The 22,022-nt window shown below is 60.7% G+C and carries 27 protein-coding genes; 10 read left to right on the top strand and 17 right to left on the bottom strand.

Features of this window, described 5'->3' with window-relative positions; all coding sequences use genetic code 11:
- Positions 1 to 125 precede the first annotated feature (125 nt).
- The 3 genes from I6I71_RS06725 to I6I71_RS06715 are packed head-to-tail and all read right to left on the bottom strand — an operon-like array spanning position 126 to position 3,034.
- Positions 126 to 779, bottom strand: a complete 654-nt coding sequence (locus tag I6I71_RS06725; RefSeq protein ID WP_201819658.1) for a GNAT family N-acetyltransferase — start codon at positions 777 to 779, stop codon at positions 126 to 128.
- The gene (gene glp / locus I6I71_RS06720) at positions 779 to 2,071 is read right to left on the bottom strand and encodes a molybdotransferase-like divisome protein Glp (protein ID WP_201823518.1); all 1,293 of its coding nucleotides are present in this window, start codon (positions 2,069 to 2,071) and stop codon (positions 779 to 781) included. Before glp ends, I6I71_RS06725 begins: the two co-directional genes overlap by 1 nt.
- A 12-nt stretch (positions 2,072 to 2,083) precedes the next feature.
- On the bottom strand, positions 2,084 to 3,034 hold the full coding sequence (locus I6I71_RS06715) for a UTP--glucose-1-phosphate uridylyltransferase (RefSeq protein WP_201819655.1): 951 nt from the start codon (positions 3,032 to 3,034) through the stop codon (positions 2,084 to 2,086).
- 36 nt (positions 3,035 to 3,070) lie between these two features.
- On the opposite strand from I6I71_RS06715, the gene I6I71_RS06710 reads away from it, so the two are divergent.
- Both I6I71_RS06710 and I6I71_RS06705 read left to right on the top strand, forming a co-directional pair.
- Positions 3,071 to 3,649, top strand: a complete 579-nt coding sequence (locus I6I71_RS06710; protein ID WP_236587267.1) for a 5-formyltetrahydrofolate cyclo-ligase — start codon at positions 3,071 to 3,073, stop codon at positions 3,647 to 3,649.
- Between the two features lie 43 nt (positions 3,650 to 3,692).
- On the top strand, positions 3,693 to 4,286 hold the full coding sequence (locus tag I6I71_RS06705; protein WP_236587266.1) for an SAF domain-containing protein: 594 nt from the start codon (positions 3,693 to 3,695) through the stop codon (positions 4,284 to 4,286).
- A 17-nt stretch (positions 4,287 to 4,303) separates the two neighbouring features.
- Here I6I71_RS06705 and I6I71_RS06700 read toward each other — a convergent pair whose 3' ends face one another.
- The 7 genes from I6I71_RS06700 to I6I71_RS06670 form a co-directional block, all read right to left on the bottom strand.
- Positions 4,304 to 4,519 carry a hypothetical protein gene (locus tag I6I71_RS06700; RefSeq protein ID WP_070495596.1) on the bottom strand — a complete coding sequence of 72 codons (216 nt, stop codon included), beginning with the start codon at positions 4,517 to 4,519 and terminating at the stop codon, positions 4,304 to 4,306.
- Positions 4,512 to 5,078: a MogA/MoaB family molybdenum cofactor biosynthesis protein gene (locus I6I71_RS06695; RefSeq protein WP_052205033.1), complete on the bottom strand. Its 567-nt coding sequence runs from the start codon at positions 5,076 to 5,078 to the stop codon at positions 4,512 to 4,514. Before I6I71_RS06695 ends, I6I71_RS06700 begins: the two co-directional genes overlap by 8 nt.
- Positions 5,079 to 5,131: 53 nt before the next feature.
- Positions 5,132 to 6,346 (bottom strand): S1C family serine protease, encoded by a 1,215-nt coding sequence (locus I6I71_RS06690; protein ID WP_414017453.1) that lies wholly within the window; start codon positions 6,344 to 6,346, stop codon positions 5,132 to 5,134.
- A 105-nt stretch (positions 6,347 to 6,451) separates the two neighbouring features.
- Positions 6,452 to 7,915, bottom strand: a complete 1,464-nt coding sequence (locus tag I6I71_RS06685; protein WP_052205034.1) for a sensor histidine kinase — start codon at positions 7,913 to 7,915, stop codon at positions 6,452 to 6,454.
- Positions 7,912 to 8,610: a response regulator transcription factor gene (locus I6I71_RS06680; protein WP_052205035.1), complete on the bottom strand. Its 699-nt coding sequence runs from the start codon at positions 8,608 to 8,610 to the stop codon at positions 7,912 to 7,914. Before I6I71_RS06680 ends, I6I71_RS06685 begins: the two co-directional genes overlap by 4 nt.
- 127 nt (positions 8,611 to 8,737) lie before the next feature.
- Positions 8,738 to 8,911 carry a 50S ribosomal protein L32 gene (gene rpmF / locus I6I71_RS06675; protein WP_052205036.1) on the bottom strand — a complete coding sequence of 58 codons (174 nt, stop codon included), beginning with the start codon at positions 8,909 to 8,911 and terminating at the stop codon, positions 8,738 to 8,740.
- A gap of 18 nt (positions 8,912 to 8,929) precedes the next feature.
- Positions 8,930 to 9,202 carry a type B 50S ribosomal protein L31 gene (locus tag I6I71_RS06670; RefSeq protein ID WP_052205037.1) on the bottom strand — a complete coding sequence of 91 codons (273 nt, stop codon included), beginning with the start codon at positions 9,200 to 9,202 and terminating at the stop codon, positions 8,930 to 8,932.
- Positions 9,203 to 9,485: 283 nt separating this feature from the next.
- Between I6I71_RS06670 and mscL the strand changes: the two genes are divergently transcribed.
- From mscL to rpsR, 5 genes are all read left to right on the top strand, one after another.
- Complete coding sequence (mscL, locus tag I6I71_RS06665) at positions 9,486 to 9,902, top strand: large-conductance mechanosensitive channel protein MscL (RefSeq protein ID WP_052205038.1); 417 nt, start codon at positions 9,486 to 9,488, stop codon at positions 9,900 to 9,902.
- A gap of 181 nt (positions 9,903 to 10,083) precedes the next feature.
- Positions 10,084 to 10,320 carry a 50S ribosomal protein L28 gene (gene rpmB, locus I6I71_RS06660; RefSeq protein ID WP_052205039.1) on the top strand — a complete coding sequence of 79 codons (237 nt, stop codon included), beginning with the start codon at positions 10,084 to 10,086 and terminating at the stop codon, positions 10,318 to 10,320.
- Positions 10,320 to 10,484 carry a 50S ribosomal protein L33 gene (rpmG, locus tag I6I71_RS06655; protein WP_052205040.1) on the top strand — a complete coding sequence of 55 codons (165 nt, stop codon included), beginning with the start codon at positions 10,320 to 10,322 and terminating at the stop codon, positions 10,482 to 10,484. The genes rpmB and rpmG overlap by 1 nt, the downstream gene beginning before the upstream one ends.
- Before the next feature lie 3 nt (positions 10,485 to 10,487).
- Positions 10,488 to 10,793, top strand: coding sequence for a 30S ribosomal protein S14 (gene rpsN / locus I6I71_RS06650; protein ID WP_052205041.1), 306 nt, complete (start codon positions 10,488 to 10,490; stop codon positions 10,791 to 10,793).
- 14 nt (positions 10,794 to 10,807) lie between these two features.
- Positions 10,808 to 11,056, top strand: a complete 249-nt coding sequence (gene rpsR / locus I6I71_RS06645; RefSeq protein ID WP_052205042.1) for a 30S ribosomal protein S18 — start codon at positions 10,808 to 10,810, stop codon at positions 11,054 to 11,056.
- 297 nt (positions 11,057 to 11,353) lie between these two features.
- Here the strand turns inward: rpsR and I6I71_RS06640 are convergent, their stop codons facing one another.
- From I6I71_RS06640 to I6I71_RS06615, 6 genes are read right to left on the bottom strand one after another with little or no spacing between them, the layout of a single operon-like run.
- Positions 11,354 to 12,004, bottom strand: a complete 651-nt coding sequence (locus I6I71_RS06640; protein ID WP_201819649.1) for a hypothetical protein — start codon at positions 12,002 to 12,004, stop codon at positions 11,354 to 11,356.
- Positions 12,005 to 12,024: 20 nt separating this feature from the next.
- Entirely contained in the window at positions 12,025 to 12,885 is an 861-nt protein-coding gene (locus I6I71_RS06635) for a class A beta-lactamase-related serine hydrolase (protein WP_236587264.1), read from the bottom strand.
- 11 nt (positions 12,886 to 12,896) lie between these two features.
- Positions 12,897 to 13,784: a serine hydrolase gene (locus tag I6I71_RS06630; RefSeq protein ID WP_201819647.1), complete on the bottom strand. Its 888-nt coding sequence runs from the start codon at positions 13,782 to 13,784 to the stop codon at positions 12,897 to 12,899.
- A 21-nt stretch (positions 13,785 to 13,805) separates the two neighbouring features.
- Positions 13,806 to 15,350 (bottom strand): bifunctional phosphoribosylaminoimidazolecarboxamide formyltransferase/IMP cyclohydrolase, encoded by a 1,545-nt coding sequence (purH, locus tag I6I71_RS06625; RefSeq protein WP_052205045.1) that lies wholly within the window; start codon positions 15,348 to 15,350, stop codon positions 13,806 to 13,808.
- A 2-nt stretch (positions 15,351 to 15,352) separates the two neighbouring features.
- Positions 15,353 to 15,928 (bottom strand): phosphoribosylglycinamide formyltransferase, encoded by a 576-nt coding sequence (gene purN, locus I6I71_RS06620; RefSeq protein ID WP_070495605.1) that lies wholly within the window; start codon positions 15,926 to 15,928, stop codon positions 15,353 to 15,355.
- Between the two features lie 11 nt (positions 15,929 to 15,939).
- Positions 15,940 to 17,133 carry a cell division protein PerM gene (locus I6I71_RS06615; protein ID WP_201819644.1) on the bottom strand — a complete coding sequence of 398 codons (1,194 nt, stop codon included), beginning with the start codon at positions 17,131 to 17,133 and terminating at the stop codon, positions 15,940 to 15,942.
- A 277-nt stretch (positions 17,134 to 17,410) separates the two neighbouring features.
- Between I6I71_RS06615 and I6I71_RS06610 the strand changes: the two genes are divergently transcribed.
- On the top strand, positions 17,411 to 18,139 hold the full coding sequence (locus tag I6I71_RS06610; protein ID WP_101734102.1) for a M23 family metallopeptidase: 729 nt from the start codon (positions 17,411 to 17,413) through the stop codon (positions 18,137 to 18,139).
- A 462-nt stretch (positions 18,140 to 18,601) separates the two neighbouring features.
- A complete protein-coding gene (locus I6I71_RS06605) occupies positions 18,602 to 19,306 on the top strand; it encodes a M23 family metallopeptidase (RefSeq protein WP_052205049.1) in 705 nt (234 codons plus the stop codon).
- An 18-nt stretch (positions 19,307 to 19,324) separates the two neighbouring features.
- On the opposite strand, the gene pcrA is transcribed toward I6I71_RS06605, so the two are convergent.
- Entirely contained in the window at positions 19,325 to 21,655 is a 2,331-nt protein-coding gene (gene pcrA / locus I6I71_RS06600; protein WP_201819641.1) for a DNA helicase PcrA, read from the bottom strand.
- 70 nt (positions 21,656 to 21,725) lie between these two features.
- Between pcrA and I6I71_RS06595 the strand changes: the two genes are divergently transcribed.
- On the top strand, positions 21,726 to 22,019 hold the full coding sequence (locus I6I71_RS06595; RefSeq protein WP_052205051.1) for a chorismate mutase: 294 nt from the start codon (positions 21,726 to 21,728) through the stop codon (positions 22,017 to 22,019).
- Positions 22,020 to 22,022: the final 3 nt, after the last annotated feature.

Below are 22,022 nucleotides of genomic sequence, written 5' to 3'. Positions count from 1 at the left end.
TCATTTTCATTAACGGCTACCTTATTGAAAAAACGCTCTGACCAGGGAACCTGCATATCTTCCCCTGCATATCTGTCGAAACCGGAGTGTTGAACCGGGGCAAGCGCGAACACGGCCGACCCCAACTACGGACGGGAAACCTTGCCTCGCTCTACAAGACGGCCTGTTGCCGTGGTGGGATAGTCGTCAACATTCAGGGCGACGAAATGGTGGTCGCGCCACTTGCCATCGATATGCAGGTTGCGGTGCAGGTAGCCTTCCTCGCGGAACCCGCAGGCGTGCAGCACACGCCCGGACACGGGGTTCGACGGCAAAAATGTGGCCGTCACACGATTCAACCCAATACGGCCAAACGCGTGGTCTACCCCAAGAGCGCAGGCGGCAGTGGCAACGCCTCTGCCCATGTACGGCGAATGCACCCAGTAGCCAATCCAGCATTCCGACACCGCCCCGTGCTGGATATTGCCAAGGGTGACTTGGCCAGCAAACTGGCCGTCAATGTCAATCACAAAGGGCACAACCGATCCCTCGCCGGCAAGGCGTTTCAGGTTTAGCCAGGAATTTCGCCACGCAACATAGGAGTGGGCTTCTTCCCACGAGCCGTGCGTGGTCGGTTCCACTGGCTGCAGCCACGCTTGATCAAGGAGGCGGGTTTGCATCCAATCGTCCCCGTCGTGGCGGGTGAGGGGGCGGAGGTGGATTGGCGTGGCGTCGGCAAGCAAAAGCCCCGGGGTACGCTCGGGCCAACCCGGGGTGGGGGCACGGAGAAAATCAAACATTAGGAGCGCTGCTGCAAAAACTCCACGTCAACGATCTCACCTGGGCGCACGCGTGTGATGCCCTCCGGGATGAGAATCATGGCGTTGGCCTCCGCAAACCCGGCAAGCAGATGGGCTGCACCCCCGCCAGCGCCGGCGAGCGGCTCAACCAAATAATCCCCGGTTTCGGGATCGCGCATCAACCGTGCGCGGATATAGCCACGGCGACCGCCAAAGGACTCAATCGGGCGCAAGGTACGCGCACGCACCGCGCGACGCTGCGTCGCCTTCTTGCCCAAGGAGCGACGAATCGCTGGACGCAGCATGACCTCTGCAACAATCAGCGCTGAGACCGGGTTGGAAGGCAGCAGGAACGCGGGGATGCGCTCCTCCCCCAACAGCCCGAAGCCCTGGACCGAACCCGGGTGCATGGCAACGCGGGTGGTATCGATCTCACCAAGATCGCGCAGAATGCCCAGCACCGCATCCGCGCCCGAACCACCGATGGCGCCGGTGATCACCACAAGCTCGCTGCGCGCCACATGGCCCGCGATCGTCTCGCGCAGACGGCGCGGCTCAGCGTTAATGATGCCCACGCGAGTCACGTCAGCGCCGGCCTCCTCGGCAGCGGCGGCAACAACGTAGGAGGCAACGTCATAGACCTGGCCCAAGCCCGGCTCACGGTCCACATCCACAAGCTCCAGACCGTAGCTCATCACAGTCACGCGCGGACGCGGGTAGACCAGCACTTTCTGCCGACCCGCCGCAGCCAACAGCCCCAGCTGCGCAGGGCCTAAGACTGCGCCCTGGCGCACAGCGATATCGCCCGGCTGGATGTCAGAACCCGTACGACGCACGAAATCACCACTGGCCACAGGCCTATTCGCAGTCACGCGCTTTGTACCGCGATCAGACCAGGCAAGCGGCAGCACCGCGTCTGCAAGCGTGGGAAGCGGCGCACCCGTAGCCACACGCACCGCCTGCTTCGGCTGCAGACGCAACGGCTTCTGGGAACCTGCATGCACCTCACCCACCACGGGCAGTGCACGCACCGGCTCGCGCGGGGCTACTTCTACTTCTTCGTCGTCCTTTGCAACAACCCGTGACGCCGAGATCGCGCCCGCGCCGCCAACGTCAACGCTTCGCACCGCATACCCATCCACCGCCGCCTGGTTAAAGCCCGGCAGCGGGTGCGTTGCAGTGATTTCCTCCGCGCACATCATGCCCAGCGCTTCGCTTAACCCCAGGCGAATCGGCTCTGGAGCTACCGCCGCATCAAGCACTATCTCCAGCTGTTCTTCAACGCTGCGCATGGACTGCATGGCTTAGACCTCAGGGTGCTCTGCTTCGTATTCAGCGATGATCTGCTTAATCGCCGTATACAACGCCGGCCCATACTTCGGATCCCTCAGCCCAAAATCAACATTCGCCGGAATGTAGCCACCCGGATTCCCCAAATCATGGCGCTTGCCCTCATGCACCACAACATGCACCGGATGCCCCTCCGTAATCATCAACTCAATCGCATCCGTCAACTGCAACTCCCCACCTTTGCCCGGAGTAATCCGACGCAAGGCATCAAACACAGCACGATCCAACAAATACCGCCCCGTAGCCACAAGCGTTGAAGGTGCTTCCTCCTTCGACGGCTTTTCCACCATGCCGCGCACCTTCTTCACCACCACCCCGTCTACTTCCCCATCAGCGTCTTCCACATCAAACACGCCGTAATTAAACACCTCATCAGGCGTGACGTTAAAGGCACACAACACACTTCCCCCGAAGCGCTCACGCACCGCAACCATCTTGTCCATAACCCCAGAGGGCAACACCAAATCATCCGGCAACATCACAGCAACTACGTCTTCTTCTTCATCCAACGCAGCCTCAGCACACCCCACCGCATGACCCAACCCAAGCGGCTCATCCTGAGTCACAGCAACCGCATCAATCAACCCGAACGCGCGGCCAACCTTCTCCGCCTGTTCATGCTTGCCACGGCTTACCAGACGGTCGCGCAGCGTAGCGAACTCCCCGAAGTGCGCCATGATCTCTTGTTTTTGCGGAGCAACCACAATCGCCAAACGCTTCGCCCCACACGCAGCGGCTTCCTCAGCGATCAGCTCAATGCCTGGCGTATCCACCACCGGCAACAGCTCCTTCGGCACCGTCTTCGTCGCAGGCAAAAACCGAGTACCCATACCCGCCGCCGGAACAACTACGGTGCGCACGCCGTGAAGCGCGCGTTCGGAGCCTTGCTCATTAGACTTCTGCATAAGTCACAACCTTACAGCGAATAAAGGACAGTCCCCGTGAGCGACCCGAGCAGCGCAAAGCAACAGATGAGGCAGGAACATGTGGGGGCGCGCAAGCGCATGCAAACAAATGCCCCCGCAAAGGCCGAGCTGGACCAGACGATTGTTGCGCACACGCGAGCGTGCATGGCCCACTTCGGGGCGCTCGGCCGCTCGATCGCCGCGTACAACCCGTTGCCCTCCGAGCCGGGCCCGGGCGATTTCGCAGCCCAGCTCGCCGCCGACGCTGCAACCGTCTGGCTGCCCATTTCGCTTGCTAATGGTGTGCTTGCTTGGGCAAAGTACGACGGTTCGATTGGTGCGGGCGCGCTTGGCATCACGGAACCAACTGGTGCGCGTTTCAACTCGAATGTGCTGCGCTCCTGCGGGCTCATCATCGCGCCAGCGTTGGCGGTGGATCAGCAGTACATGCGCCTTGGCAAAGGTGCGGGCTACTACGACCGCGCACTTACTGGCCTTGATGTACCCGTGGCGGCAGTGGTGTTTGATGATGAGTTTGTGCAGCATGTGCCACATGACAGCCACGATGTTGCCGTGGACGCCGTGATTACTCCGAGCGGTTTTTTCGTGCGTTAGGGAACCAGGGGCACTGTTTGCGCGTCCAATATGTATGGACGCTATGACACGATTTCGCGCGGTTGCCCACCCGGGCTATCGCCGCGCCATGATGCTGCGCCGGCTGCTAGCCGTGGGGCTTTTGGTGGTTGCGGGGGCCAGTTTGCTTATCGACGCCCACGCCAACGACCCTCTCACCACCACCTTCCGCCAGCCCGTGGCCGCCGGGGCGGTGCTGACAGAAGAAGACGTGGTGTTGAAAAGACTTCCGCCGGAGGTGGTGCCGGAGGGCGCGCTCACCGACCCTGCGCTGGCCGTGGGCCAGATCGTGGCCGCCGGTGCCGCCGCAGGCGAGGTGATCACCGCCATGCGCTTGGTCGGGCCTGACTTGGTTACGCAGCTGGTGGAAGGCGAACCGCCCGGAGAGCCCTTCACCATGGTGCCGTTGGCGCTGGCAGAGCCCGACATCATGCCGATGCTCACCCACGGCGCGCGCGTGGACGTGGTGGCGGAAGGCCCCGCGGTCATTGCAAGCGGCGGCAAGATAGTCACCGTGGGCGACAACGGCACGGTGCTCGTGTTGCTGCGCCAGTCTCAAGCGGCGGCCGTAGCTGCGGCGTCGCTGGCGCAACCGCTGACGGTGGTGCTGAAACGCTAGGGGCTTAACGCTAGCTGCTACTCGCCGTGGTGCGGTGGGCGCTCATTTTCGTAAAACTCACGGCCGGTGAGCTGCTCAACACCGTCGCCCTCCAGATCAACCACACGCTCCTCATCAGACGTGCCCCCGCTGGATGGTGAGTCAGCCGTACGGTCATAGTCCACGTCCGCCAGACGCTTCACACGGCGACGCTGGCGCGGGTTCGGGGTCTGCTTTTCGTCCTGGTTATGCATCGACGCTGTGCTCATCAAGCTCTGCAATCAAGTGGTTAACCAACGGGCCAATGGTGGCCAGCCCGTCGCGGATTGCCTGGCGGCTCGGCGCCAAGTTCACAACCACGGTGGAGCCAGACACGCCGCAGATGCCGCGCGAGGTGCAGGCATCAACCGCGCCACAGGCCTGGCCCGAGGAACGCAGTGCTTGGGCCACGCCCGGCACCATCTTGTCAATCACGGCACGGGTGGCCTCCGGTGTCTTGTCACGCGCGCCAACACCCGTACCACCGATGGTCAGCACCAGATCTACGCCGCCGACAACGCCGGTTTCAATAGCCTTGCGAATTTCAGACTTCTTGGACTTGGCGTGCACCACCGCATCTACCTGAAAGCCGATCTCAGTCAGCAGCTCTGTCACCAGCGCATGCGTATCATCGTTCGGGCCTTCAAAGCGGCGGTCCCCCACAAGCACTACAAGAGCGCACGGGGTTGTCGGTGCCGTAGTTGCTAACTCTGCGGCACGGAGGAAATCCTCGTCCGGCTCCATAAAATCGAGCGCGTCTGGGGCAGCTGACATGGGTTTTCCTCCAATGTGCGGCTATGTTAAGCGGGTTAGATACCCGTCAAACATTACTCGGAACTCAGCGTTGCTTCTACCGTTCTCACGTCATCATTTTCCCCACGCACTTCAAGTGTGACGGTTTCACCAAAATCGTGGGAACGGGTCGCAGCGATCAGCGCATCAGCCGAATCAATCAACCGATCGTTGAGTCGGGTGATCACTTCGCCCTCTTTCAATCCTGCCTGCTCAGCGGGGCTGTCCGGCTCCACCCTGGCAATGCGCGCGCCATGCGTGCCGCTTTCATACACGCTGACCTGCACCCCAAGCATCGGCTGTTTCGCCTCACCGGTGTCAATCAGCTGGCGTGCCACACGCTGCGCAAAGTTTGAGGGGATGGCAAAGCCAAGACCGATCGAGCCGCCGCTTTCTGATCCTGTACCGCCGGCCGAAAGCGAAGCGATGACGGAATTCATGCCCACCAGGCGGCCTTCCATATCTACAAGCGGGCCACCTGAGTTGCCGGGGTTGATTGCGGCGTCCGTCTGGATGCCGTCCATAAGGGAACTCTGTCCCCCACCCTGACCAGCACGAACCGGACGATTCAGTGCGGAGACAATACCTGTAGTCACCGTTGCGGATAGGCCCAGCGGGGAACCAATCGCCACAACCTGCTGCCCCACCCGGAGGCTATCGGAGTTACCAAACTCCAAGGTGGGCAGGTCCGTCACGCCTTCGATCTTGATCACGCCGACATCGGTGTTGACATCGGATGCAACGAAGGTGGCGTTGTGGCGCGAGCCGTCATTTAACGTCACCGTCAGACGACCACCGGAGTTAGCAGCAGCCTCAATCACGTGATGGTTGGTCAGCACGTACCCGTCGGAACTGATGATGGATCCTGAGCCCTCGGCCATGCCACGCATACTCTCCACCTCAATGGACACCACCGCAGGCAGGACCGCCGCAGCGACCTTCTCCACCGAACCATCGGGGGCGTCCTTGACCTCTTGCTGCGCCGGCTGCTCCAACGCCTGGCGCAACTCCGACTGGTTCGAGGAGTTCACACTCCCCGCTACGTATCCCGTCGTACCGCCTACCACCAAAGACGTCACAACCGCCGCCGCTACCGCGGGCCACACACCAGCACGGCGCTGAACACTCTGCTGCGAGTGCTGTGGCTGCGGGGGCTGCTGTGGCTGCTGTGGCTGCTGCCAATATTGCTGTGAGGGAATACCCTGCGGCTGCGGAGGAAAGTCCGGTGAGTATTGATTTGTCATTCCCATGATGATGCCCGCTTCCTCTGTGATGTCGCTCATTCACCAGAAAAATCCAGCATAGAGTTTTCTGGAGGTTTGCTGGGTACCACGCAGCGTCGTCACGTGGGGTGATCACTCAGCGTCGTCACGCTGCGGTACTGAACCCGGGAACACAACGCGGAAACGAGCGCCTTGATCATCCGAGCTTTCCACAAACACTTCGCACTGATGGCGCTGGAGTGCTTGTTTAGTAATGGCCAACCCCAGGCCGGAACCAGGTGTGGAGCGTGTTTCGGTTGCCCGGTAGAAACGCTCAAAGACTTTCTCGCGCTCGGACTCTGGGATGCCGGGGCCGGAATCGTCCACGATCATGACCGCCTTGGTTGTAGCGGTACGCAGGGAGATGCGCACAACACCGTTTTCCGGCGACCACTTCACCGCGTTATCAAAGATGTTGATAATCGCACGACTCATGGCGGCGCGGTCACCATTCATCAGCCACGGCTCCGCACGGAATTTGAAGCTCACATCCGTCCGACGGCGCCGGGCACGCTCAAGCGCTTCATACAGCACCTCATCCAAACGGAACTCTTCCGTCACAGCCCCCGGAGCGTCCTCACGAGCAAGATCCACCAAGTCCGTAATCAGGGCAGACATCTCTTCCATCTGTGCCAGCACGTCTCGTTCAAGATCAGCGCGATCCTCCGGAGAAATCTGATTCTCCTGCCCCATGGAGTACAGCATCATCAACAACTCAATGTTGGTGCGCATGGACGTCAGCGGTGTTTTCAGCTCATGACCTGCATCAGCGACCAGCTGTGCTTGACGGGTGCGCGAATCCTGCAGCGTTTCCATCATCTTGTTGAAAGAATCACTGACCTGCGCCATCTCATCGTTGCCATCCACCGGCAAAAGGCGCAGCTCTTCGGTGCGGGTAACTTCATCCACCGCCTTCTTCAGGCGCTGCAGGGGACGCAAGCCAGCCGCAACTACAAGGCTTCCAACAGCCCACGTCAACAGCCCACCTAATCCCGTGATCATCAGCAACGCGGCACCGAAGCTTCCCGCGCTGCGGCCATACGGATCCGCCACCTGGGCCAGCGCAACCCCCGGCCCATCTGGGCTCTGGCGAATAATTACGCGCTCATCACCCAACAACCGGGTCGATAAATAGTCACCGCTCGAAAGCGTGACATACTCGCCACCGACGGGCACCGGATCACCAAAAAACGCCTCTGAGCCTGTAGGCGACACCGCAGCACGAATAAAGGGGTTGTGCTGCTTAAAATCCCAAACCAAGTCTCGCAGCTCATTGGGATCGTCCGTATCCAAACGCTTCGTGTCCTCGAGCAGCAGGTACGCACGAGCGCTCAGTTCACTATCCAAAATGTCCAGCTGCGCTGAGCGGGCAGCCCAAAACGCCACACCGCCCGCAACTAAAACAGCAAGCACCACCAAAGAACTGGTAAGAAGCGCCAGCTGTTGACGCAGCGCTAGACCACGTCCGGACAGGGTGTGCGTGTGAATCGTTGCGTCGGCTTCAACATCAGCCGCGAGGTGTCTGGAGTAGTGCTCGGCTGACTGCCGAAGAATCACGCGGGATTCTCCCGCATCACATAGCCCACGCCACGCACGGTGTGGATCAGGCGGGACTCACCATCAGCCTCAGTCTTCTTACGCAGGTAGCCGATGTAGACCTCGAGTGCGTTGCCAGAGGTTGGGAAGTCATAGCCCCACACCTCTTCCAGGATCTGCTGACGGCTGAGCACACGGCGCGCGTTCTTCATCAGCAGCAGCAACAACGCAAACTCAGTGCGCGTCAGCGTGATCGGACGCTGGCCACGGAACACTTCACGCGTTTCTGTGTTCAACGTCAGGTCATCGAACTGCATCGTCGCCTGCTCAATGCTGTCCTCAGAGGTTGGTTTCTCCCGGGTACGGCGGAGCAGCGAACGAATACGTGCCATCAACTCTTCAAGTGCAAACGGCTTCGGCAGGTAATCGTCTGCACCCGCGTCAAGACCGCCGACGCGATCCGCAACGTCATCTCGCGCGGTAAGCATCAGCACCGGCGTGTGATCACCCTGCTCACGCAGGATGCGGCAAACGCCAAGACCGTCAAGCTTAGGCATCATCACATCCAAGATGACCAAGTCTGGGCGATGCATTGCAATGGCCTCAAGGGCCTTCTCACCGTCTTCAGCCTGCTCCACGTCATAACCGTTAAACCGCAGAGAACGCTTCAGGGATTCGCGGACGGCCTGCTCGTCGTCCACAACCAAAATTTTCATGAGCAGAATATTAGCCCAATATGGACAACCTTTCGTTGATTAGTTAACTTAGAACACAGATGGGGGTAATAAAACCAAAAGCCGGAGCCCCAAGTTGCGGGGATCCGGCTTTGTAGCCTGGGCAGTATTAGAACTGCTCGACGTCGATCAGGCCTGCCTGAGCAGCCTTCACCAGACGGCGCGGGATACGCACCTCCTGGCCGTTAACCTTCACGGTCTGCAGGTCGGCGTTGTCAGCCTTCCACTGCGAGCGGCGCATGCGGGTGTTCGCACGCGACATGCGGAACTTCGGGGTTGCCATTGTTTCTCCTCCTTCGCCTTACTCTGCGGACTTCTTCTTACGGCGAGCCATGCCACCGAAGCGCTGGTTGAACTTCTCAACGCGGCCAGCGGTGTCCATGAGACGCTGAGCGCCGGTCCAGAACGGGTGGGACTCAGAGGTCACGTCAACAACCACGAGCGGGTACTCGTTGCCGTCTTCCCAGGCCTCAGTGCGGTCGGAGGTAACAGTCGAACGCGTCAGGAACTTGTGCCCCGTGCTTGCGTCCTGGAAGATCACCGGGTGGTAATCCGGGTGAATATCTTTCCTCATGTGGATTCGTCTCCCTCAGGATTGAACTTCAGGTCGGTTCGCCATTTTTTTCGGCGATCGTGCCTGAGTTGGGTGCGAAATTGGTCAACTTCGCCCGGCGATAGCCGAGCAACCTGCAGTATCTTACAGCCCGGGCGCCCCGTTTCCTAATCAGGAGCTTTTGCTTATCGACGCCACACGCAACCACCACTTTCGCCCCCTAGAAATAGGTGGTATACATTCCCATTGCTTTGTGCTCAAAAGAGGCACATTTAATCCATCCCCTTTCTTGAAAGGATTACCCATGCTTAAGGGTTTCAAAGAGTTCATCATGCGCGGCAACGTTATTGAGTTGGCCGTCGGTGTGGTCATTGGCGCTGCGTTCACCGCAATTGTGACTGCGTTTTCTGACAACATCATCAACCCGCTGATCGCCTCCCTGGGCGGCGCGGACTTCTCCGGCTTCGGCTTCCACATCATCAGCGGCAACGACGCTACCTTCGTTGACTTCGGCGCCTTCATCACCGCCGCCATCAACTTCCTGCTCATCGCTGCAGTTGTCTACTTCCTCATCGTTGCACCGATGAACAAGCTGGATGAGGTTCAGAAGTGTCGCAAGGGTGTTGACCCGGAGGAGCCGGCCCCGACCGAGACCGAACTGCTCAGCGAGATCCGCGATCTTCTGGCCACCCAGCAGGGCACCCCGGGCGCTAACCGCTAAAAGCGATTAGGCGATCGCGGCGTAAACCTGTATGGTTGTTTTTCGCTGTTGTCGAAGTACACGTTTACGCCTGCGTCAACCGATTGCATTTGCACCTGTCGCGGACCCTCACTCCGATTGATAAGGTGCTTTCCTCACTGGCAATCATTTGCGTGGGCGGCAGAAGTAAAGGAAGTTACCCATGTCGGCACATTGCCAGGTCACGGGACGTCAGCCGTCGTTCGGCAAGACCGTCTCGCACTCGCACCGCCGCCACTCGCGCCGTTGGAACCCCAACGTGCAGAAGCGGAAGTTCTACCTTCCGTCCGAGGGCCGCACCATCACCCTTACCGTTTCTACGAAGGGTCTGAAAGTTATTGACCGTGACGGGATCGAGTCCGTCGTCGCAGCTATCCGCGCACGAGGTGAGAAGATCTAATGGCACGCAATGACCTCCGCCCAATCATCAAGCTCAAGTCCACGGCGGGCACCGGGTTTACCTACGTAACCCGCAAGAACAAGCGCAACAACCCGGATCGCATCACGCTGAAGAAGTACGACCCGGTTGTGCGTAAGCACGTCGAATTCCGCGAGGAGCGATAATCCATGGCTAAAAAGTCCAAGATTGCGAAGAACGAAAAGCGCAAGGAGATCGTCGCCCGCTACGCAGAACGTCGTAACGAGCTGAAGGCGATCATCAAGAACCCGGAGACGTCCGATGAGGACCGTCTCGAGGCTCAGTTTGAGCTCAACCGTCAGCCGCGCGATGCCTCCCCGGCTCGCGTGCGTAACCGCGACTCGCATGATGGCCGCCCGCGCGGCTACCTCCGCAAGTTCGGTGTTTCCCGTGTCCGTATGCGCGAGATGGCTCACCGTGGTGAGCTGCCTGGCGTCCGTAAGTCTTCGTGGTAAGGAGGACTCAAGAAATGAAGCGCAACAATTCGCGTAAGCCGCGCATGGAGCAGTCCCGCCGCCCGAAGAAGAACCCGCTGAAGGCAAAGGGCATTGAGACCGTGGACTACAAGGACATCGAGACCCTGCGTCTGTTCATCTCGGATCGTCACAAGATCCGTTCCCGTCGCGTGACCGGTCTGACCCCGCAGCAGCAGCGTCAGGTTGCTACCGCGGTGAAGAACGCTCGCGAGATGGCTCTTCTGCCGTTCACCAGCCGCTAAGGATCGGTTGACAGCAGCCAAACACCCGCTCTGCCTCTTCGGAGGTTGAGAGCGGGTGTTTTTGTTTTCTTTCGAACCTGTTTACTTTCGCAGCAAGTCGGGCCCGACTTCAGCAGATATGCAGGGGAAGATATGCAGGAGCACTGGTCAGAGCGTTTTTTCAATAAGGTGGCCGCTAATGAAAATTGGCCGTGACCTGCGGACCTGCATATCTTCCCCTGCATATCTGTTCTCAGAGGGTCCCGTGGCTACGCGGGAGCGCCGCCGTGGATGGCTGTAAGCAAGCCAGGTCCGGGCTTACTCCTCGGGAATGTACACGACCGCGTTGTTGCCACCAGAGCAGGTAAATCCACCGGAGGCGGGCTGACAGCTCATGTCGTAGTACTGCTTGGTAACTGGGCTGTACGTGTTCAGGTGAGTCGGAGGCTTTTTGTTTTCCCGGTAGTAGGCGGCAAAGTCCTCCCCCACTGCCTTTGCAAACCTGTCCGAGGTCAGACTCGTGCGTGGCTCGCCGGCACCGAACGTACGCGGCTTCTCTGAAGTCGTCTCCACAGGCCTTGTCGGGCGCGCCGACGGCGCCGGCGCAGCACTTGACGTCGGGCGTTGGGACGTGGAAGTTACCACGATTGTCTGCGTCTGCGGTTCACCGGTACCTCCGCCTGTGCCGGTGTAAACAAAAAACGCGCCCGCGCCTAGGACAATCGCCCCGACAACCCCGGCAAGAATGTAGATTGGCGCCTTGGACCTCTTCTGCTCTGGCTCCTGGCCCCACTGGTTGGTGTAGTTCCAGTCCTGCTGGGGCGGCGCCTGGTGTGGCGCGTAATGGTTCCACTGGGACTGGTCTTGTGCGCCGTACTGGTACGGACCCGGCGATTGCGGAGGAAACTGCTGGGTGGGAGGGTTCGGGTCCTGCCAATCGTTGCCACGATTATCGTACGGATTCGTCATGTCCAGTTATCTTACTGTTCCTAGTTTGTGCAGGCAGCCTTGGGCATTTGCTGCAATACTTGCCCAAGCTGCCCAGCGATCTGGGTGGCCATCTGTTGGCCTGTTGCGTATTGGCCGTCCGCAGGAGCCACGGTGAGGGCGACGCCGCGGCCGTCTACAAGGCCGAGCTGGCGGATCACGTACCTTCCCGCAGTATCAGGCCCCCAGCCCCCTTTGAACTGAGCGCCTGGCATCGTGCCCAAGCCATATGCCTGATCTGGGCTGATGCGCCCCATCATGGCAAGCACATCGCTGGCACCGGCAACACACGGCAGGCCTGCGGCAAACGTTGCTTGATCGTGAGTGCTGAACTGTGTTTGCCCGAAAGCGGTAAACCCAGGCCGGGTTACCACCGTGTTCATCGCGATCGGTGTGCCGGCTTCTGCCAGTACGGCCTCCACCTGCGCCGGCGTGACTGCAGCCCAGAGCGATTCAGCAGCCACGTTGTCGGAGACAGTAATTGCAGCCTCTGCAATCGGGGCAAGGCCGGGATCAACGCGCAGCGCCGCAATGGCAATGGGCACCTTGCTGGTAGACCACGCAACGTACGGCCCAGCTTCAGCGCTGGCAAAAGTTTGCGTGCCGTCGGACACAGCCACTGTGGCCGCTCCCCCGTACATGTTCGCTGCCTCATCGGCGATGCGCTGAAGATCTGCCGATAGCTGCGTGTCTGGGTTCTCACTCGGAGTCTCAGCCACAGACGTTGGCGTGGCAGACTCCGAAGGCACCTCAACCGGCGAGGAATCCACCTCAGTCGGCGCAGGTGGCAGGTCGGGCGTGCAGCCCACCAGGAGCGCGCAGAGGGTGAGGGTGGCTGGGGTGGTGAAGCGTGGCGTCGGCAAGCAGCAAGCCCCTAGCAGCGAGAGGTGGGCAACGTGCCACTGATGTGGGCAACACCATCGGCCAGTTCATTAAGCATGGCGAAGCTTTCCTGGTAACCGACCGGGCTGTGGGCCGTAATAGCCACAGCAATATCCCCGTTCGGGCCCGGGATCAGGCCGAACTGGCGGGCCAGGTGACCGTTCTCGTGATCGTTCCACCCACCCTTGAACTTGGCACCCGGAATGCGACCCAGGCCCCAACGCTGGTAGTCCACCACACGCCCCATCATGCCAAGCACTGGCTCGTGGCCGTTGACGCAGCGCAAACCCGAGGCAAACGCAGCCTGATCGCTGGTAGTCCACATGGTGCCCATCTGGTAGCCCGCGGAAGTGGTGGTGCGCGAACCCGCCTCAGCGATGATGCCGTTGAGCTCCACACCCGACACCTGCGCAAACATACGGTGGGCGGCCGGGTTGTCGGAACGGGTGATGGCAATCTCCGCATCCAGGTAGGACGCCGGGCTCTTGCGCAGCGCGCCGATTGCCACAGGCACCTTCATCGTGGAAAACGCCGGCTCCGCGCGGTTGTCACCGGCAGTGAGCTGCACGCCATCACCGGCAACAGCCACCGTGGCGCGGCCTTGGTGGCGGCCTTGGACATCTCGAATCAACGCATCCAACTGCGCCTGCGCATTGGCAGTGTTCACCGTGTTCACCGTGTTCACCGCACCGGCTTGCCCTGTGGTGCCAGGAACAAGCTGGGCGCGGATGTTGCCCGGGATCTGCGACTGAATATTCGCAGGCAAACCGTTGTACGCCTGGGTGATCACCGGGCCAAGCACCGGGATCTCATACAGCGCCGGGATCGCGGGAAACGCGATGCCAACCGCCAACATTGCGGCGGTGAAACGAGACGACATAGAAACCGCTTTCTCGGATAACTAGTGAGCGAAGTGGCGGGTACCGGTCAGATACATGGTCACGCCAGCTTCCTTAGCTGCGGCAATGACTTCCTCATCACGGATGGAACCGCCCGGCTGAACAACGGCCTTCACGCCGGAATCCGCCAGGATCTGGAAACCATCCGCAAACGGGAAGAACGCATCCGAGGCTGCAACCGAGCCGTTGGTGCGGTTCTTGCCGCTATCCAAGGTATTAGCACGATCCACCGCCAGCTTTGCGGAGTCCACGCGGTTGACCTGGCCCATGCCAATGCCAACAGATGCGCCCTGGCTAGCAATCAGGATGGCGTTGGACTTCACGCAACGCACCGCGCGCCACGCGAACTCCAGGTCCGCCAAGGTCTGCTCGTCTGCTGCCTCACCCGCGGCCAGGGTCCAGTTCTCCACTGCGTCACCCTCGGCCTGGAACTGGTCGCGATCCTGGATGAGCACGCCGCCGGCGATCTGCTTGATCTCCTCACCCAGCTGCTTCGGCTCCACCTCAAGGATGCGCAGGTTCTTCTTCTCCTGCAGCTTCGCCAACGCGTCCGGCGCGTAGGACGGTGCAACGATGACCTCGGTGAAGATCGGTGCGACCTGTTCTGCAAGCTCAAGGGTGACCTCGCGGTTGCAGGCAATCACGCCGCCGTAGGCGGACACTGGGTCGCAGGCATGGGCTTTGCGGTGTGCGTCTGCAATCGACTCGTCGGATACAGCCACGCCACACGGGTTGGCGTGCTTGATAATGGCCACGCAGGCGCGCTCGTGGTCCCAGGCGGCGCGCCATGCGGCGTCAGCGTCCTGGTAGTTGTTGTAGCTCATCGCCTTGCCGCCGTGCTGCTTAGCAGCAGCAATGCCCCAGCCTTCGCTTTCCAGGCGCGCTGCCTGGTGCGGGTTTTCGCCGTAGCGCAGCTCGGTCGTCTGGGAACCAGCCTCAGCAACAGCCTCAGCACCAGAGCTGATTTGCGACGCCAACCAGCTAGACACCGCCGCGTCATACTTCGCGGTGTGCGTGAACGCCTCCAAGGCGAGTTCACGGCGCTGTTCCAGCTCGAAACCGCCGTTCTTCACGGCCTCAGCGACGTCGCCGTAGCGTGCCGGAGAGGTCACCACAGCCACGGACGGGTGGTTCTTCGCCGCTGCACGCACCATGGACGGGCCACCGATGTCGATCTGCTCCACGCACTCATCAAAGGAAGCGCCGGAAGCCACGGTCTCCTCAAACGGGTACAGGTTGACCACGACCAGCTGGAAGGGCTCAATGTTGAGGTCTTCGAGCTGCTTCACGTGGTCGTCTTTACGCAGGTCCGCCAAAATGCCGGAGTGGACGCGCGGGTGCAGCGTCTTCACACGGCCGTCGAGCACCTCAGGGAACCCGGTCACATCCGCAACCTCGGTGACGTTGACACCGGCATCCGCAATCCGCTTTGCGGTGGAGCCGGTGGAAACGATTTCAACGCCTGCATCCCCCAGCGCGCGTGCGAGGTCTTCCAACCCTGTCTTGTCATACACGCTGATCAGTGCGCGCTTGATCTGGATACCCATCTTTAGAAGGTCACCTTTCCATTGTTCTTGGCCGGTGTGGCTTTGCGTAGCAGGTTCACAATCTGGCTGCGTTCTGCTTGCTTGATGCGTTCGTGGAGTGCGTCTTGCGTTTCGCCGTCTTGGACCGCAACTGCGTGCTGGGCAATGATTTCACCGGTGTCCATACCTGCATCCACGTAGTGGACGGTACAGCCGGTGACTTTCACGCCGTAGGCCATGGCGTCACCCACCGCGTTTGCTCCCGGAAAAGCTGGGAGTAACGACGGATGCGTGTTAATCGTCTTACCCTCAAAGCGCGACAGGAACGCCTCGCCCAAAATGCGCATAAAGCCCGCAGAGACAACCAGGTCCGGCGATGCGGACGCGACCACCTCCGCCAGGTGCGCATTCCACGCGTCACGGTCCGGCTGCATTGCAACCACCTCGGTGGGGATACCTGCCCGTCGTGCACGATCAAGTGCAGGGCATTCCTTATCCGCCACCACAAGGCTGACACGGTAATGGCCATCCTGGTTATCCAAGATGGCCTGCAAAAGTGTGCCCGATCCGGACACCAAAACAGCGACGTTGACACTCACGCCGCATAAGTCTAGTCCCTGCGGAATCTCGCGATGGCCCAAGTGGCCAAACCCGCCACCGCCGTCCAGATAAAGACGGCAAGTGCGCAGGTCCAAGGGTTAGCGCCAACCCAGCCGTAGGCGCCGACGGCACCACCCGTGTAGAAGACCATCAGCAGGCTAAGGGTGGTGGCGATGGTGGCGGTAGCGATAGCGTCGATAAGCGAAAAGCTCCGGGTGAGCACAAAGCGCACGAGCACTGCGGCCGGGATCAGCATCAAGGCGGGCGCCCAGGTGCCCACGGTGGCGGGGACGGCCGCGAACAGCGGGAACGGGGGCAGCGCGGCGCTGGTGGTGCTGAACAGGGAGACTGAGGCGTCCGCATAGTCAAAGCTGCCGCCGAGCAGCACGGACATCGTGGCAACGGCCGCATTCGGCACATACGCCAGGCTCAGCAGCGCCAGCGCGAGGCCGCCAACCCAGCCAAGGTGGGGGTAGGCGGCAAGTGCCTCCCCCACCCTCGCGTGCTGCACCGCGAGCATGACCAGGTAGACGCCAAGGGAGACCAAAAACAGGTTGCGCAGAAGCCGGGTTGCCGCGAGTGCGGCGTCCACAATCAGCTCGGGCAAATTGACTCGGCGCGCCAGCGCGCGCCACACCACCGGAGATACGCCAAAGATAAAACCGATCAGGTGCACACCCAGCGGGGCGAACAGCGCCGCGGCAGGGTTCGGTGCCTCAAACGCATAGACATAGGAAGCGTCCGTGACCATAAACAGCGCGATGGCGCTTAGCGTGATGGAGCTGCCGACCAGCAGCGTCAGGATCGCCGCCAGATCAAGCACGCTAACGCGTTCCTTCGTGGCACTGCGCACCCGCGACGCAATCAACGCCGCAATGCCAATGGCGGGCAGGGTCGGGGCGTTAGACAACGCCACCCCGCTAGTACGCATGGGCGCCGCGTTCACGCTCAGCCACGCCTGGCCAATAGAGCCGGGCAGGTACGACACCCGCAGCCCCGCGATCAGGATGACGGCCAAGCAGACCACCACCACCGTCAGCGCCAAGACAGCGAGCGGCCCCACCACTGAGGGTGCGTAGTGACGCAAACGCTCGCCCCAAGTTTCTGGTGGCTTCGGTTGCGGCTTTTCGCGCTTGACCCCCGGCATGAGGGCTTTTACCTGTCGACGCCGCGTCGACGCCCGAGGTGCATGGTTGGTACTCATCGACGCCTACTTTGCCACCTCTATGGGGGTGGAGGCGCCATAGACACTCGTTAGACCGCGTTATAGCGGTTGATAAGTGGGGCTGATGTGACTGGTGGAGCGATGTAACGTTTCGAGTTTTCGAAACGACTTACTTTTATCTGAGAAACGGCTTGCCCCACCGAGACCGATTCGTTACAGTTACCACGTCTAGATAACGAGATGGTTACGACCGTGTTGCTGAACACCAACAAATCAGCAAAACCGGTCAAGACTTACGGATCTTAGAAGAGGCAGAATGTTCAACTCGACTCGCGCGGGCGGCAAGCACCGCAAGCAGACGGCAAACAAGGGCCGCGTGGCCATGGTTGCTGTCACCACCGGTGCCGTTTCTACCGCTGGCCTGTCCGGCGCCGCCGCAGCTGACATCCTTTCCGGCAAGCCTGCCTCTAGCGACGTTGAGATTAAGCTCGCCGCTGACGTAAACAAGCTGACGGACGCGCCTGAGATGCTCACGGATGCAGCCCCCCAGGTGCTGGCCATTGCAGAGTTCAAGCCGGTTGAGAACCTCACCGCGCAGCTGGCTAAGGCCGTGGAGCACTCTGAAGAGGTTGCCGCAGCTGACCGCGCCGCGCGCATGCCGGTAACCGTTCGCCCGGCAGAGGGTGCGTTTACCTCCGGTTTCGGCCCGCGCTGGGGCACGATGCACAACGGCATCGACATTGCTAACGCAAACGGCACCCCGATTGTGGCCGTCCAGGACGGCGTGGTGATTGACGCTGGTCCGGCCCAGGGGTACGGCCTGTGGGTGCGCATCCAGCACGAGGACGGTGCAGTGTCCCTGTACGGCCACATGCAGAGCATTGACGTTTCCGTGGGGCAGCACGTGACCGCTGGCCAGCAGATTGCCGGCATGGGCAATCTCGGCTTCTCTACCGGCACGCACCTGCACTTTGAGATCCACCCAGACGGCACGAATCCTGCCGACCCGATTCCGTGGTTGGCCGAGCGTGGCGTAGTTATCTAGTGCCCACAAGACCCTCCAGGGGACCCGCCACCGAGCGTTTCGGTGGCGGGTTTTGGGCGTTTTAGGGCGCCGTTAGCGTCTTCGTGCCCCTATCCGATGCTTGCTATCCGACTTTTACAAACATCGGATAGCAAAGGTCGGATAGCACCCATACACCCCGCCGAAGCGCTAACCCACTTCTACGCTTAAGGAAAGCCACAGATGCCGCTCAGGTTTGAATCCCCCACCCCCCACAAACCACACCAGTCACACCAGTCACTCAAAATAACTTTCTTCCCTCCGGCAACACGTCCTTGACCTGCAATTTTAGCCAGAAAATGAAACAGCTATTCGACAAAACCGCACGTCAGCGCGTTGCCAAAGTATTTTTGGGTAGCTAGATTCTACGGCGGACAACTCTGCACCGGCAGAGCATAAAACCTAAAACCGTTTCCCCTACCCAGACGAAAAGGCATCGCTTTCATGAAGTTTTCCCGCCGCCCAGTCTCCGCTGCGGTAGCTGCAACCGTTGCTGCTGCGCTTGTTTTCAATCCGGCGACCGCGATCCAGGCAAACGCCGTGACGTTCAACATCAACGGTGCGCCCGTGGCAGACGGCGGGCAGGCTCTGCGTGCCGTTGCTGGTGCAGTTGGCGCGGTTGTGGACACCGGTGCGACGTTTAGCTACGCGGGCTACAGCGTGGTCTATGACCCGCGCTCGCTTGGCAAAGGCCTGAGCGACGCCTTTGCCCCTAGTGGTGACAATGCTGTGCGTTACCAGACTGGCCGCACCGCGGACGGCCGCACTGTAGTCACCCCGACGGTTGGTACGTTCACCTCTGGCTTCGGTCCGCGTTGGGGTCGCATGCACAACGGCATTGACATTGCCAACAACATTGGCACCCCGATCTATGCGGTGATGGACGGCACGGTTATCAACGCCGGCCCCGCTCAGGGCTTTGGCAACTGGGTTGTTATCAGGCACGCCGGCGGCGAGGTGTCCGTTTACGGACACATGCGCGATTACAACGTCAGCGTTGGCCAGCAGGTTCGTGCTGGCGAGCAGATTGCCAAGATTGGCAATGAGGGCCAGTCCACCGGCCCGCACCTGCACTTTGAGATCAAACCGGACGGCGTGAACCCGACCGACCCAGTTGTGTGGTTCAAGCAGCAGGGCATCCGGATCTAAAAGCCGGAGTTACAAGCCCTACAGCTTCTCCATCGGGACGCCACCGATGAGCATGAGGCGAACGGTGCCTGCGGAACCGAAATCCACTGTGACGGTTTCGCGCACGCCGCTTCCTTCTACGGTAAGCACCTTGCCAAGTCCGTACTTGGCGTGATTGACGCGATCCCCCGGGGCCAGGTCCAGGTTCTTGTTCACCTTCACCTCGCCTGCAAGGCTGCGGCGCGGACGCTTGGTCCGCGAAGGCACCGGAGCGGGGCTGCCCCAAGCGCTACTGGAGTGGTATTCGGGTTCCGGTGCAAGCCTGCGCCAGTCGATGAGGTCCTCCGGGACCTCTGCGAGGAAGCGACTGGCCGGGTTTGTTACCGGTGAACCCCACGACGATCGCAGGATGGCGCGCGTGAGATACAGCCGCTCCCGTGCTCGCGTAATGCCCACGTAGGCCAGGCGGCGTTCCTCCGCCAGCTCCGCGGGATCCCCCAGGGAGCGCAGGTGCGGGAACTGTCCGTCTTCCCAGCCGGTGACAAAGACCACTGGGAACTCCAGGCCCTTCGCTGTGTGCAGCGTCATCATCGTGACCACACCTTGGTCGTTTTCCGGGATCTGGTCCGCGTCCGCCACCAGGGAGACCTTCTCCAAAAACGCCTGCAGTGAGCCCGGCGCGGGCTCGCCGTCAGACATGACTGTATCCAGCTCATCCTGGGACATGTACGCCATCTGGTTCGCTGCCTCGGAGGAGAACTCACGCGCCACGGAAACCAACTCATTGAGGTTGTCTAGGCGCGCAGCATCCTGAGGATCGTTAGAGGCTTCCAGCTCTGCCTTGTAGCCGGTGTCCTCCAGAACTGCGGTGACAAGCTGGCCAAGGTCCGGCATGCCGGTGACGTCATTGCGCATCTCAGGCATGCGGCTGCGAATGCCATCCATCAGTTCCACGAAACCCCTAATGGCGTTGACGGAACGAGACGCCAGCATGTCCACGTCCCCATTTGCAGCGTCCCGAAGTGCTGCGCCGAAGCTAACGTTGTTGTTCTCCGCGTGTAGCGCCACCATCGCCTGGGCTTTATCCCCGATGGCGCGCTTGGGCACGTTCACAATGCGGCGCAGACTGACCGTGTCGTCCGGGTTTTCCAGTACCTTGAGGTAGGCCACAATGTCACGGATCTCGCGGCGCTCATAGAACCTGGTGCCGCCGACCACCTTGTACGGGATGCCGGAGCGGATGAAGATATCTTCCAGCGCGCGCGAGGCGTTGTTGGTGCGGTACATGATCGCGATATCGGAGTAGCGCACGCCGGCATCTGTCAGGGTGTCAATCTCCGAGGCGATAAAGCGCGCCTCGTCGTGCTCATTGTCGGCGACGTAGCCGACAATCTTCTCCCCCGCCCCGTGCGCAGTCCACAGCTTCTTCGGCCTGCGGTCAAGGTTTTGGGCAATCACCGCGTTGGCGGCGTTCAGGATGTTTTGCGTGGAGCGGTAGTTCTGCTCCAGCACAATGGTGGTGGCGTTTGGGTAGTCGCGCTCAAACTCCTCAATGTTGCGGATCGTGGCACCGCGGAACGCGTAGATGGACTGATCCGAGTCACCCACTACGGCAAGTTCTGGCGCATCCGGGCCATCGCCCACCAGCGTGCGAATCAGCACGTACTGCGCGTGGTTGGTGTCTTGGTACTCATCCACCAGCACGTGGCGGAAGCGCCGACGGTAGTACTCGGTGACCTCCGGGTGCTGTTTGAAAATCCGCACCACCTCACCAATCAGGTCATCAAAATCAAGCGCGTTGGATTGGCGCAGCCGGCGCTGATACTCCACGTACACCTGCGCCACGGTGGTTTCAAACGGGTTGTGTGTCTGTGCGGCGTTGGCCTGCGCGGTATCCGGATCAATCAGCTCGTTTTTCAGATTCGAAATCGCGTTAGCCAGCGTGCGCGGGGTGAACTTCTTCAGATCCAGGTTGAAGTCTTTGGCAATCATGCCTAGCAGCCGGCGCGAATCGTCCGAGTCGTAGATGGTGAAGTTGGTGTTCAGCCCCGGCACCAGCTGCGCCTGCTGGCGCAGGATGCGCACGCACACTGAGTGGAACGTGGCTACCCACATCCGCTCCGCTTCAGGGCCCACAAGCGCGGCCACGCGCTCACGCATCTCTGCCGCGGCCTTGTTGGTAAACGTGATGGCCAGGATCTGCCACGGTGTTACAGACCGGTTTTGCAACAAGTGAGCGATGCGCCGCGTGAGCACCGCGGTCTTGCCGGAGCCTGCGCCAGCGACGATGAGCAGCGGGGAACCTTGGTGCACGACAGCTGCCTGTTGCTGCGGGTTCAGGCCAAGTGTGAGATCGGTCTGGTTGGTCATGGGTTAACACCCTACTCACCGATGGCACACACGCTTTCCCACCGTTCGAACAGCCGTATAATAAGCCAGCATGAGCGAACTTGAGATCCGTATGCCTTCCGGTACAGATGACCCGTTGTCAGACGCGGAGATCCAGCAGTACCGCAAGGAAATCGACCGTCTGGACAGGGTGATTCTGGACGCGGTGAAGCGTCGCTCCGAGATCTCCCAAGCCATTGGGAAGACCCGCATGGGTTCAGGTGGCACAAAGCTTGTGCACACCCGCGAGGTTGCCATTATTAACCAGTTCCGCGATGAGCTGGGAGAAGAGGGCCCAGTACTGGCCCAAGTCCTGTTGCGTCTGGGCCGCGGCAAACTCGGTTAAAGC

Source organism: Corynebacterium riegelii, from assembly GCF_016728505.1.
Taxonomy (GTDB): domain Bacteria; phylum Actinomycetota; class Actinomycetes; order Mycobacteriales; family Mycobacteriaceae; genus Corynebacterium; species Corynebacterium riegelii.
The sequence above is the reverse complement of the archived record's forward strand: the minus strand, read 5'-3'. Positions and strand labels throughout refer to the sequence as shown.

What these genes read in the sequence shown, in the direction of transcription:
- rpmF (WP_052205036.1), bottom strand. Translation starts at nt 8,911, where the DNA reads ATGGCAACCCCGAAGTTCCGCATGTCGCGTGCGAACACCCGCATGCGC.
- mscL (WP_052205038.1), top strand. Translation starts at nt 9,486, where the DNA reads ATGCTTAAGGGTTTCAAAGAGTTCATCATGCGCGGCAACGTTATTGAG.
- I6I71_RS06640 (WP_201819649.1), bottom strand. Translation starts at nt 12,004, where the DNA reads ATGACGAATCCGTACGATAATCGTGGCAACGATTGGCAGGACCCGAAC.
- I6I71_RS06595 (WP_052205051.1), top strand. Translation starts at nt 21,726, where the DNA reads ATGAGCGAACTTGAGATCCGTATGCCTTCCGGTACAGATGACCCGTTG.
- I6I71_RS06725 (WP_201819658.1), bottom strand. Translation starts at nt 779, where the DNA reads ATGTTTGATTTTCTCCGTGCCCCCACCCCGGGTTGGCCCGAGCGTACC.
- I6I71_RS06605 (WP_052205049.1), top strand. Translation starts at nt 18,602, where the DNA reads ATGAAGTTTTCCCGCCGCCCAGTCTCCGCTGCGGTAGCTGCAACCGTT.
- I6I71_RS06610 (WP_101734102.1), top strand. Translation starts at nt 17,411, where the DNA reads ATGTTCAACTCGACTCGCGCGGGCGGCAAGCACCGCAAGCAGACGGCA.
- I6I71_RS06670 (WP_052205037.1), bottom strand. Translation starts at nt 9,202, where the DNA reads ATGAGGAAAGATATTCACCCGGATTACCACCCGGTGATCTTCCAGGAC.
- purH (WP_052205045.1), bottom strand. Translation starts at nt 15,350, where the DNA reads ATGGGTATCCAGATCAAGCGCGCACTGATCAGCGTGTATGACAAGACA.
- I6I71_RS06700 (WP_070495596.1), bottom strand. Translation starts at nt 4,519, where the DNA reads ATGCATAACCAGGACGAAAAGCAGACCCCGAACCCGCGCCAGCGTCGC.
- I6I71_RS06680 (WP_052205035.1), bottom strand. Translation starts at nt 8,610, where the DNA reads ATGAAAATTTTGGTTGTGGACGACGAGCAGGCCGTCCGCGAATCCCTG.
- rpsN (WP_052205041.1), top strand. Translation starts at nt 10,488, where the DNA reads ATGGCTAAAAAGTCCAAGATTGCGAAGAACGAAAAGCGCAAGGAGATC.
- rpmG (WP_052205040.1), top strand. Translation starts at nt 10,320, where the DNA reads ATGGCACGCAATGACCTCCGCCCAATCATCAAGCTCAAGTCCACGGCG.
- I6I71_RS06630 (WP_201819647.1), bottom strand. Translation starts at nt 13,784, where the DNA reads ATGTCGTCTCGTTTCACCGCCGCAATGTTGGCGGTTGGCATCGCGTTT.
- I6I71_RS06615 (WP_201819644.1), bottom strand. Translation starts at nt 17,133, where the DNA reads ATGAGTACCAACCATGCACCTCGGGCGTCGACGCGGCGTCGACAGGTA.
- rpsR (WP_052205042.1), top strand. Translation starts at nt 10,808, where the DNA reads ATGAAGCGCAACAATTCGCGTAAGCCGCGCATGGAGCAGTCCCGCCGC.
- I6I71_RS06695 (WP_052205033.1), bottom strand. Translation starts at nt 5,078, where the DNA reads ATGTCAGCTGCCCCAGACGCGCTCGATTTTATGGAGCCGGACGAGGAT.
- I6I71_RS06705 (WP_236587266.1), top strand. Translation starts at nt 3,693, where the DNA reads ATGACACGATTTCGCGCGGTTGCCCACCCGGGCTATCGCCGCGCCATG.
- glp (WP_201823518.1), bottom strand. Translation starts at nt 2,071, where the DNA reads ATGCGCAGCGTTGAAGAACAGCTGGAGATAGTGCTTGATGCGGCGGTA.
- rpmB (WP_052205039.1), top strand. Translation starts at nt 10,084, where the DNA reads ATGTCGGCACATTGCCAGGTCACGGGACGTCAGCCGTCGTTCGGCAAG.
- pcrA (WP_201819641.1), bottom strand. Translation starts at nt 21,655, where the DNA reads ATGACCAACCAGACCGATCTCACACTTGGCCTGAACCCGCAGCAACAG.
- I6I71_RS06690 (WP_414017453.1), bottom strand. Translation starts at nt 6,346, where the DNA reads ATGGGAATGACAAATCAATACTCACCGGACTTTCCTCCGCAGCCGCAG.
- I6I71_RS06715 (WP_201819655.1), bottom strand. Translation starts at nt 3,034, where the DNA reads ATGCAGAAGTCTAATGAGCAAGGCTCCGAACGCGCGCTTCACGGCGTG.